The sequence below is a fragment of the Roseibium sp. genome (genome assembly GCF_050301095.1).
Taxonomy (GTDB): Bacteria; Pseudomonadota; Alphaproteobacteria; order Rhizobiales; family Stappiaceae; genus Roseibium.
On record NZ_JBNKYW010000106.1, the window covers coordinates 26,012 to 32,782 of the forward strand.

9 protein-coding genes and 1 pseudogene are annotated in these 6,771 nt (G+C 60.4%); 7 read left to right on the forward strand and 3 right to left on the reverse strand.

The genetic code is table 11. The features are described 5' to 3' along the window. From ACQY7U_RS09325 to ACQY7U_RS09335, 3 genes are all read right to left on the reverse strand, one after another. Entirely contained in the window at window positions 1-1,104 is a 1,104-nt protein-coding gene (locus ACQY7U_RS09325; RefSeq protein WP_428643763.1) for a YeeE/YedE family protein, read from the reverse strand. A 138-nt stretch (window positions 1,105-1,242) separates the two neighbouring features. Next, the gene (locus ACQY7U_RS09330; protein WP_428643781.1) at window positions 1,243-1,593 is read right to left on the reverse strand and encodes an ArsR/SmtB family transcription factor; all 351 of its coding nucleotides are present in this window, start codon (window positions 1,591-1,593) and stop codon (window positions 1,243-1,245) included. 84 nt (window positions 1,594-1,677) lie between these two features. Next, window positions 1,678-2,052 carry a transcriptional regulator gene (locus ACQY7U_RS09335; RefSeq protein ID WP_428643765.1) on the reverse strand — a complete coding sequence of 125 codons (375 nt, stop codon included), beginning with the start codon at window positions 2,050-2,052 and terminating at the stop codon, window positions 1,678-1,680. Between the two features lie 91 nt (window positions 2,053-2,143). On the opposite strand from ACQY7U_RS09335, the gene ACQY7U_RS09340 reads away from it, so the two are divergent. The 7 genes and pseudogenes from ACQY7U_RS09340 to ACQY7U_RS09370 all read left to right on the forward strand — a co-directional run. Beyond that, complete coding sequence (locus tag ACQY7U_RS09340; protein WP_428643766.1) at window positions 2,144-2,878, forward strand: cytochrome c biogenesis CcdA family protein; 735 nt, start codon at window positions 2,144-2,146, stop codon at window positions 2,876-2,878. A 21-nt stretch (window positions 2,879-2,899) separates the two neighbouring features. Continuing rightward, complete coding sequence (locus ACQY7U_RS09345; RefSeq protein WP_428643769.1) at window positions 2,900-3,493, forward strand: thioredoxin family protein; 594 nt, start codon at window positions 2,900-2,902, stop codon at window positions 3,491-3,493. A gap of 174 nt (window positions 3,494-3,667) precedes the next feature. Then, a complete protein-coding gene (soxX, locus tag ACQY7U_RS09350) occupies window positions 3,668-4,147 on the forward strand; it encodes a sulfur oxidation c-type cytochrome SoxX (RefSeq protein WP_428643771.1) in 480 nt (159 codons plus the stop codon). Between the two features lie 23 nt (window positions 4,148-4,170). After that, complete coding sequence (soxY, locus tag ACQY7U_RS09355) at window positions 4,171-4,620, forward strand: thiosulfate oxidation carrier protein SoxY (RefSeq protein ID WP_428643773.1); 450 nt, start codon at window positions 4,171-4,173, stop codon at window positions 4,618-4,620. Window positions 4,621-4,652: 32 nt separating this feature from the next. Continuing rightward, a complete protein-coding gene (gene soxZ, locus ACQY7U_RS09360) occupies window positions 4,653-4,982 on the forward strand; it encodes a thiosulfate oxidation carrier complex protein SoxZ (RefSeq protein ID WP_428643776.1) in 330 nt (109 codons plus the stop codon). A 51-nt stretch (window positions 4,983-5,033) separates the two neighbouring features. Next, window positions 5,034-5,891 (forward strand): sulfur oxidation c-type cytochrome SoxA, encoded by an 858-nt coding sequence (gene soxA / locus ACQY7U_RS09365; RefSeq protein WP_428643784.1) that lies wholly within the window; start codon window positions 5,034-5,036, stop codon window positions 5,889-5,891. 179 nt (window positions 5,892-6,070) lie between these two features. Next, window positions 6,071-6,771, forward strand: a pseudogene (locus ACQY7U_RS09370) (thiosulfohydrolase SoxB); the annotation flags it as partial.

Sequence of the window (6,771 nt, forward strand, 5' to 3'; positions counted from 1 at the left end):
CTACTCGGCGGCGTTCTCTTGTGCGTCGCCGTGACGGCGGAAGGGAGCCAGAACCGAACCTTCGATCAACCATGCCAGCCCTACCCTGGCTCCCACGGCCATCGACAGCATGACGACCGGTGCGGAAATGGCCATCGCCGAAAAGGCGGTAATGCCCTGCCCGATGGTACAGCCCATGGCAAAGACGCCACCGACCCCCATCAGGGTTCCGCCCAGGAGGTGACGGCCCAGTTCACGGGCATCGTCACAGGCTTCCCAGCGGATGTCCCGCCGGACCAGGGCCGCGACCACCGCACCGGCAAGAGTGCCTACGACGAGCCCGACGCCATAGTCGGGCCAGGTTCCGGTATAGGTGATCAGCTTCATGATGGTGTCGCCCACGGGCACGACAAAGGAGCCCGCCTCGATCTGGACCGGACTGAACGCCTTTTCGGCCGCGAAGGTGGTGGCCCACCAGCCGAAGGGAATGACGGCGCCGATCACGATGGCCGACCCGATCTTGGAAAATTGCCGCCGGAATGTGGGCGATTTGAAAATCCAGGCGAGGCCGGCCACGGCAATCATCACCGCCACGGCTTCCTGAAGCCTGACACCCGTCAGTTCGGACAGGATGTCTCCGATGGACTGGCTACCGGTTTCGGTAAAATAGACGGCCATATTGTCGACCAGGGGCACACGCAGACTGCCGACAATGCCTCGCTGGGCGGCGAGCGCGGACAGACCGATGACGGTCAGCACCACCAGCGCCCTCAAACTGCCGCCGCCGAGGCGCAGGACCGCCCCGAAACCGCACGTGCCGACAAGCGCCATGCCAACCCCGAACATGAACCCACCGAGAATGGCCCCGGTCCAGGGAAAGGCCGGTGACAAGTAAAAGGAAGCTCCAGGATCTGCAAGGTCTAACGCCACCAGCACCTGGGTACCGACAAGGGCGGTGACAGACGCAAGCACCCACACGCGCAAACGGTTGCTGTCGCCAGCGTACCAATGGCGTTCCAGCGAAGCCAGCGTACAGAAATGGGTCATCCGTGCGACATACCCGAGGACACATCCTCCGAGGACGCCCAGGAACGGTGCCAGCATCACCGGATCCAGATCAAACATTTTACCTTCCCCTACGCTCCTGACGGGCGTTCTCAAGCGTTTCCCCGATCGCTCTGCGGCGATTTCTCAAAACGGTAGCAGCCGGATGTCCAACCGGCAAACACGCTTCATGCTGCGACGCGAAGCGGGAGACGGTCTCTAGTTGTCACCGGAACGGACTTCCTTGCAGAAAAGTCCGTAAAGGCTCGAAATGATCGAGCTGACCTCGTCGTTCATCAGGCTGTAGTAGATCATGCGGCCGTCGCGGCGGGACTGCACCAGTCCCTCCAGGCGCAATCTGGCCAGCTGCTGGGACACTGCGGCCTGGGGCATTGTCAGGATCTCTTCCAGTTCGGAGACGGACTTTTCGCCTTCCGACAGGAGACAAAGGATCACGAGACGCACTTCATGGGACAGCGCCTTCAAGAGGTCGCTGGCTTTCCTCGCCTGCTCCATCAGCAGGTCAAGGTCTTGCTTGTCCATCGCCTTGTCAAAAGCCGGCAGGTTCATGACTGACCCGTTCTCGCTCACATTGCGCCTTACGTAGCGCAACAATACCCAATTCCGAATACATGCCCGAAGTCACCCTCGGGATCAACTTCCTTTGCCGGGCAGCTTCTCCAGCATGTCCGACAGAAGCGGCCAAAAGAAATGCTCACCGGGATATCCGCGCAACCGGCCGACTTCCACGCCGTCCTCCACCAGAACGAAAGTCGGCGTCAGCCGCTCCCTTGCGACATCCGACAGATCGTCAGGCCAGGGACCGGAGATATCGATCCTGCGCAGGGGCGCAATCCGGCCTTCCGCGGTCTTTGGATAGACCACGCCGATTTCCTCGTTCCAGCGCTTGCACCAGACGCACCCGGGTTGTTCCAGCATGATCAGCTCAGCCGACAGGGACGGCGCCGCCCAAACGAGGGTCGCCATCAGGACAGCGGCGAAGGAACCGAGGCGGTGTACACCGGCCATTTGCATTCTCCCGAATTCTTTGATTGCAATATATATAAATTTTTGAATATGTAAAAGCAAAAGAGGACTCGCGTTTAACGGGAGGAGTTGAATGCTCGATGTTTCGATAGGTGCGGCGCTTTTGGCCGGACTTCTGTCTTTCGTGTCACCTTGCGTGCTGCCGATCGTACCGCCTTACCTGTGCTACCTGGCCGGCGTCAGCGTGGACGAACTGAAGGGCGAGGCAGCAACGGCCGAGACCGGCAGGCGGGTCATTTTCGCAGCCATCGCCTTTGTCCTCGGGTTTTCCGTCGTCTTCGTCGCGCTGGGCGCGACCGCCAGCATCATCGGCCAGTCGATAGCCCGGTTCTACGATATTCTCTCCTATGTCGCCGGAGCCATCATCATCGTCATGGGGCTGCATTTCCTGGGCATCTTCAGGATCGGCCTGCTCTTCAGGGAGGCCCGTCTTCATGTCGACAGCAAGCCGGCTGGCCTGGCCGGGGCCTTTCTCATGGGACTGGCCTTCGCCTTCGGCTGGACGCCTTGCGTTGGTCCGGTGCTCGCCGCCATCCTGTTCGTCGCCGGGTCTTCGGACACGGCCTGGCATGGTGCGGGCCTGTTGACCGCCTACGCGCTCGGCATCGGCGTGCCCTTCATTCTTGCCGCCGCCTTCGCCAGCCGTTTTCTACGCTTTGCCGGCCGGTTCCGCAAACACATGGGGACGGTGGAAAAGGTGATGGGCGGCTTCCTGGTGCTGACGGGTGTCCTGTTCATCACCGGACAGATGTCGGCCATCGCCCTCTGGCTTCTCGAAACCTTTCCCGTTTTTTCGCAGGTCGGCTGACCGTCCCCGGAGGATCAATTCATGCATTTCCTGAAAAACACTCTTGTCGCCCTGGGTTTCCTGACGCTCACTCTCTCGGCGGCCCAGGCAGCAACGCTTGGCGAAGACGGCCTTCACAAACAGCCATGGTTCACGGTGACCTTTCGCGACATCGCCGAGGACATTCAAACCGCGGCCGATGAAGGCAAACGGCTTGTGATCATCTTCGAACAGCGCGGTTGCATCTATTGCCGCGCGATGCACGAAAAGCTCCTTTCCGACCCGGAAGTGTCCGAGTACATCAAGGAGAACTTCATGGTCGTGCAATACAACATGTTCGGCGACGAGGAGGTTATCGACCTTGACGGCGAGGAGCTGACCGAAAAGACAGCAGCCCGCAAATGGGGCTATGTGTTCACGCCGACCATCGTCTTCCTGCCCGAATCCTACTCCGGTAGCGGAACGGTGTCCGACGCCGCCGTGGCCACCATGCCTGGCGCCTTCGGCAAGTGGACTTTTTTGAACATGTTCCGCTGGGTCCGGGAAAAAGGTTACGAAGGCGAGGAACATTTCCAGAAGTATCATGCGCGCATTATCAACGAGTTACGGGCTGAGGGCCGGATTGGCGCGGACTAGGTTTTTCGCCGAAAACGGAAAGTTTCGGACTTGTGAAAAAAGCCTATTGCATCACACATGCAAAAAATCATATGTTTTAATGTGAGGAGAACAGGCGGGCCGAACCTCGGACCTGCCGGCTACTGGGACACCGGAAGAGAGCCGGGTTCCGCATTGAGGAGGAAAGCCGACGCAATGAGAAAGGGCGCGAAATCATCAAGCCTGACGGCCGTCCTGGCCGGATTGGCTGTCATGACCGCAACCGCGGCAACCGCGGAAGTGGTCGCCCCGGACAGCGTTCCGATCGTGGACATGGAACTGGCGCAATCCCTGACCGGACAGGCAGGCGATCCTGGCGCCGGCCTTGAAGCCTTCGCCGGCCGGAAAAAAGGCAACTGTCTTGCCTGCCACGCCAACGCCGATCTCAAGGAACAATTGTTCCACGGTGAAGTCGGCCCGTCACTTGACGGCGTCGCCGACCGCTACGACGAAGCCCAGCTGCGCGCAATCGTTGTGAACAGCAAGGAAGTCTTCGGAGAACAGACAATCATGCCCGGCTTTTACACGCTGAACGTGGGTATCCGCGTTGCAGAAAAATTCGCCGGAAAAACCATCCTGACCGCTCAGGAGGTGGAAGACGTTGTCGCCTACCTTCTGACGCTGAAAGAAAACTGATCTCGGGACTCAAGGAGCAAGAGATGACAATCACCCGACGCCAACTGTTCGGACTGACGGCAGGCGCCGCGGCCGTTCTGGCCATCAACCCGCAGGTTTCCTTCGCAGCGGCGGACGAAACCGAAGCCGCCATCAAGGCCTTCACGGGCGGAGCGACGCCCACCGAGGGCACCGTTTCCCTCGACACGCCGGAAATTGCCGAAAACGGCAACACGGTTCCGGTCGGCGTTGCCGTGGACAGCCCGATGACCGCGGACAACTACGTCGAATCCGTTCTGATCCTGGCGGACGGCAACCCCAACCCGGCCGTTGCCACCTTCCACTTCACCGCCATGAGCGGCGTCGCCGAAGCCAAGACCCGTATCCGCCTGGCCAAGACACAGAACGTGATCGCGGTCGCGAAGATGAACGACGGCTCAACCTTCATCGACCGCAAGGAAGTCAAGGTCACCATCGGCGGCTGCGGCGGCTGAGCGAACGGATCAGGATCTAGAGGAACACCAAAATGGCAAGTGCAAAACCCCGCGTGAAGGTGCCCAAGAAGGCCGCCCAGGGTGAAGTCATCACCATCAAGACGCTGATCAGCCACCCGATGGAGTCCGGCCAGCGCAAGGACAAGAAGACGGGCGAACTCATCCCGCGGCAGATCATCAACAAGTTCACCTGCGAGTTCAACGGTCAGGTCGTTTTCAGCTGCGACATGGATCCGGCGGTCTCCGCGAACCCTTACGTTGAATTCAACGCGAAGGTGAACGAGGCCGGCACGTTCAAGTTCACCTGGGTGGACGATGACGGCAGCGTCTACGAGACAGAGAAGAAGATCGCAGTCGAATAAGGGCCAAGGCCCCTCGGATCATGCAAATCGGGAGGAGACGATTTGACGAAGATGCCTAAACTCGGCCGTATGGCGGCCTCCGTGACTGTCGCAGGGCTTGCGCTATCGTTGGCGGCGTTCCAGTCGCACGCCGATGAAAGCGCCGAGCTGATCATCGACGGCACGACGATTGCCACCAAGGCCGCCGCCCCGGAAGGCAGTCCGCTGGAGGAGAATATCTCCGGCTGGCGCTTCCGCTCGGCAGAAACGCAAGCTCTCGAAACGGATGACTTCGACAATCCGGGTTTCGTGGCTGTCGATTATGGCGCCGAATTGTGGGAAGACGCCGCTGGCTCTTCCGGCAAATCCTGTGCGTCCTGTCACGGCGACGCTTCGGAGAGCATGAAGGGCCTGCGCGCATCGATGCCCAAGTGGAACGATGAAAAAGGCACGTTGATGACGCTGGAAGATCACATCAACTGGTCTCGTGAAGAACATCAGGGCGCGGATCCCTGGAAGTGGGAAAGCCCGGAAATGCTGGCGATGACCGCCTTTCTCGGTGTTCAGTCGCGCGGCATGCCCGTCAACGTGAAGATCGACGGCCCTGCGGAAGAGTGGTTCAACAAGGGTAAGGAGCTCTATTACACCCGTGTCGGACAGCTCGACCTGGCCTGCGCCAATTGTCATGAAGACAACTGGGGCAACATGATCCGGGCCGACCATCTCAGTCAGGGTCAGATCAACGGATTTCCGACCTACCGGCTGAAATGGCAGGGGCTTGGATCCACGCATCGCCGCTTCAAGGGGTGCATGGACAACGTCCGGGCCAAGCCCTTCAAGCGCGGCTCCGACGAATTTACCGCCCTTGAGCTTTACATCGCCTGGCGCGGATCCGGCCTCAGCGTCGAAACCCCGGCGGTCCGCAACTAGACGGACGGCCCGGCTTTCCGGCGCGGGGGAAACCGCCGCGCCGGAGCATTTGCCGCCAAAGCGGCGCTTTTAGAAAACCGCCTTTGAACCGACTAAGGTGCACAAGACGCTGTGCGCCAACGGGAAGAGTATGCGCGCACGCAACATGGCGGGCAGGCAAAGATTTGGAGTGAATGGGAATGTTCTCAAGACGTGAGTTCCTGATGGCCGCGACGGCAACCAGCGCATTGCTTGGGTCGGGAATGGCCGGGTCCTGGTCCCGACTGATGGCGCAGCAGGCGCTCACCGAGGACCAGCTGTTGCAAATGGATGCGAAGGGCCGGCTGACGCTCGTGCACATCACCGACATCCACGCCCAGCTCAAGCCGCTCTATTTCCGCGAACCGTCGATCAACCTGGGCATTGGCGACGTGACCGGGAAGCCGCCCCATGTCACCGGTGCGGACTTCCTGAAGCTCTACAACATTCAGCCCGGCTCGCCGGATGCCTATGCGCTGACGTCGGAGGATTTCGCGTCCCTGGCTGCGACCTACGGCAAGATGGGCGGCCTCGACCGGGTTGCGACGATCATCAAGCGCATCCGCGCCGAGCGCGGCGACGACAATGTCCTCCTTCTGGACGGCGGCGACACCTGGCAGGGCAGCTACAGCTCCAACATGACCCAGGGCCAGGACATGATCACGGTCATGAACACGCTGTCGCCCGACGCCATGACCGGCCACTGGGAATTCACCTACGGAACCGACCGGGTGCAGGAAGTCATCGAAAGCCTGCCGTTCTCCTTCCTCGGCTCCAACATCTACGACAACGAATGGGACGAACCGGCCTTCGAGGCCTGGAAGATGTTCGAACGCGGCGGCACGAAGATCGCGGTTATCGG

Bases quoted from the DNA above. Each gene is read 5' to 3' on its own strand.
- ACQY7U_RS09330 (WP_428643781.1), bottom strand. From the start codon at position 1,593: ATGAACCTGCCGGCTTTTGACAAGGCGATGGACAAGCAAGACCTTGAC.
- ACQY7U_RS09340 (WP_428643766.1), top strand. From the start codon at position 2,144: ATGCTCGATGTTTCGATAGGTGCGGCGCTTTTGGCCGGACTTCTGTCT.
- soxZ (WP_428643776.1), top strand. From the start codon at position 4,653: ATGGCAAGTGCAAAACCCCGCGTGAAGGTGCCCAAGAAGGCCGCCCAG.
- ACQY7U_RS09335 (WP_428643765.1), bottom strand. From the start codon at position 2,052: ATGGCCGGTGTACACCGCCTCGGTTCCTTCGCCGCTGTCCTGATGGCG.
- soxX (WP_428643771.1), top strand. From the start codon at position 3,668: ATGAGAAAGGGCGCGAAATCATCAAGCCTGACGGCCGTCCTGGCCGGA.
- soxA (WP_428643784.1), top strand. From the start codon at position 5,034: ATGCCTAAACTCGGCCGTATGGCGGCCTCCGTGACTGTCGCAGGGCTT.
- ACQY7U_RS09345 (WP_428643769.1), top strand. From the start codon at position 2,900: ATGCATTTCCTGAAAAACACTCTTGTCGCCCTGGGTTTCCTGACGCTC.
- ACQY7U_RS09325 (WP_428643763.1), bottom strand. From the start codon at position 1,104: ATGTTTGATCTGGATCCGGTGATGCTGGCACCGTTCCTGGGCGTCCTC.
- soxY (WP_428643773.1), top strand. From the start codon at position 4,171: ATGACAATCACCCGACGCCAACTGTTCGGACTGACGGCAGGCGCCGCG.